A 365-nucleotide genomic window follows, 5' to 3' on the forward strand; every position below is an offset into this window, starting at 1 on the left:
TCTGCATCAAAGCAATGCCACTATCGCTGACTCACGGATCACCAGCCATTCCAAGGGCGGTCTGGATATGTCCCGCAGCCTGTCGGATGACATCGGCTCCGAGGCCACAGTGAGCAATAGCCACATTACAGGTGCCACCTACGGGGCTACGGTTACAGGGTTCAGCCATCTGCAGTTGCTCAATGGTTCGACGCTGACGGGTAGCAGCCAGGAAGGCCTGAAACTGATGGGCGGAAAGGCAACTGTCGTAGGTAGTACCGTTACCGGGGCTACCCATGGCGTCACGATGACCCGCGAGCATCGCACGGCAAAAGAGTCGCCGGTGCTGGTTCTGGAAGGCTCACGTGTTGAAGGCCTGAATGGTC

General features: G+C 58.1%; 1 protein-coding gene. It reads left to right on the forward strand.

Annotated elements, in window-relative coordinates:
• Nucleotides 1-365: right-handed parallel beta-helix repeat-containing protein (locus tag AC0L3B_RS38660; RefSeq protein ID WP_473382913.1), on the forward strand; the 365-nt coding region annotated here is incomplete at both ends.

The sequence above is a fragment of the Bradyrhizobium sp. Kon56 genome, assembly GCF_055807635.1.